The organism is Streptomyces sp. NPDC031274 (genome assembly GCF_055570235.1).
The window spans coordinates 1-1683 of record NZ_JBVIHP010000168.1 but is presented as its reverse complement, the minus strand read 5'-3'; the positions used below and the strand labels follow the sequence as shown (position 1 = coordinate 1683).

General features: G+C 67.3%; 3 protein-coding genes. 2 read left to right on the top strand and 1 reads right to left on the bottom strand.

What is annotated here, in order from left to right:
• The first annotated feature begins 108 nt into the window (after window positions 1-108).
• The gene (locus ACZ5CR_RS44640) at window positions 109-291 is read left to right on the top strand and encodes a DUF397 domain-containing protein (RefSeq protein ID WP_468869259.1); all 183 of its coding nucleotides are present in this window, start codon (window positions 109-111) and stop codon (window positions 289-291) included.
• Window positions 292-426: 135 nt separating this feature from the next.
• On the top strand, window positions 427-651 hold the full coding sequence (locus tag ACZ5CR_RS44635) for a DUF397 domain-containing protein (RefSeq protein ID WP_468869255.1): 225 nt from the start codon (window positions 427-429) through the stop codon (window positions 649-651).
• Here the strand turns inward: ACZ5CR_RS44635 and ACZ5CR_RS44630 are convergent.
• Window positions 645-1184: a hypothetical protein gene (locus ACZ5CR_RS44630; protein WP_468869253.1), complete on the bottom strand. Its 540-nt coding sequence runs from the start codon at window positions 1182-1184 to the stop codon at window positions 645-647. The genes ACZ5CR_RS44635 and ACZ5CR_RS44630 overlap by 7 nt on opposite strands.
• Between the last annotated feature and the right edge of the window lie 499 nt (window positions 1185-1683).

Sequence of the window (1683 nt, the reverse complement as noted above, 5' to 3'; positions counted from 1 at the left end):
CCGGATCGACAGTCCAACTAACCGAAAGCGCCGACCCCACCGGAGCGATACTCACCGCACGACCCGCAGCTTTCGCGGCACTGATACGCACAGCAAAGGAGACCCGCCATGCCTGACACCGGGCAGAAGTCGTCCTACTGCGCGCAAGGAGAAGCCTGCGTACACGTCGCCCGGACCGCCACCGGCACGGTGCACCTCACCGAGTCCGCCGACCCCACCGGGTCAGTACTCACCGCCCAGCCCTCAGCCTTCGCAGCCCTGCTCCGCACCCTCAGCCCCTCCGGCGTTTGAGGAGCGGGGTCTGGGGCGGAGCCCCTCCGCGGCGGAGCCGCTAATAGATGCAGCCGGGAAGGGGCGGGATTGGGGAAGGCCCCGCAGGGTCCCCCAACCCGCACCCACCCACTGCCCCGCAGAAAGGACACCCCCATGCCCGAAGCCATCCCCCCAGACCTCGACTGGATCCGCGCCGCCCCCGAGGGGGAGGAAGGCCCCGGCCCCTGGATCGAATTCGCGTACGGCCAGGACGACGCCGTCTACCTACGGGAAACCAGCGACCCCGAGAACATCGTGACCACGACCCAGGCCAAGTGGGACGCCTTCGTGCTAGGAGTCCAGGCAGGCGAGTTCGACCACTTCGTCGAGGGCTACTGAACGAACTCGTCCGTCAGAACGCAGCCGTCGATCAGGGCGGGCGCAGTCGAGACGTCCCCGACCGGCTGGAAGTTCGGGTTGCAGTTAAGGATCAGGAGCCCTGAAGCCGACAGATCCCGAATCGTGTCGTCGCCCGGCGCGATCACGGCGAAGTCCTTGCCGACGGCGAACCCGCCCTCGATCCCGGCCAGCTCGCTCCCCTGCTTCATCCGCTCGGCGATGTCCGCCTTGTAGGCGGTCTGGAACTGCTTCATGTCGCTGGTCTTGAAGACCCGGATCCAGCCGTCCCCGCTGTCGTCGCACGTACCGCGGAACTGCACACCCCAGGACATGTCGAACTTCTCGTCCATCGGGTAGTAGCGCTCGTCGGACGGATCGATGCTGTACCGCTCACACGTCGTGAAGCGCTGGAGGTACTCGCCCGCCGCCATGACGGTGTCCGCCTGGGGCATGTTCTCCAGCATCCACTTCTGCCGGACTTCGGGCCCACCGCTGCTGCCGCCGTTACGAGCGGGCGCCTCATCCGATCCCACGCCGGGAGTGGCACTGGGACTGGAGTCGGAGTCAGAGCCGGTGCCAGCACCGCCACCGGCCCCGGCCCCGGCCCCGGCGACAACACCGGAGCCGGACGTACCCGCGGCCTTGTCCGAGCCCCCGTCACCCCCGCCGCCCCCGTCATCCCCCTCACACCCGGTCACCGTCAGAGCAAGTGCCGCCGCCGCGACAACCGTGGCCAGCCTGAAGCGCGTACGCATGGCGTGTGTATCCGTTCCCCCGTCGAGTAATGACGCCGGGACCCTAGATCACCTGCATGTCCATGATCAAAACACCGCCCGCGCATCCCACCTCACCGTTCCAGGCAGGGCACGTTCTCGCAGGTCAGGACCCTGGAAGCATTCCAGCGTCCCGGATGAGCCGATGATCCTTGCCCCCGTCAGGGCCCTCCCCTTTAGCTGTGATCACCACTGAACAGCAGCACTACTCCGGGGGAACCCATGAAGCACACTCGTAAGGCCGTCGCCGCAGTCATCG

Bases quoted from the DNA above. Each gene is read 5' to 3' on its own strand.
- ACZ5CR_RS44640 (WP_468869259.1), top strand. From the start codon at position 109: ATGCCTGACACCGGGCAGAAGTCGTCCTACTGCGCGCAAGGAGAAGCC.
- ACZ5CR_RS44635 (WP_468869255.1), top strand. From the start codon at position 427: ATGCCCGAAGCCATCCCCCCAGACCTCGACTGGATCCGCGCCGCCCCC.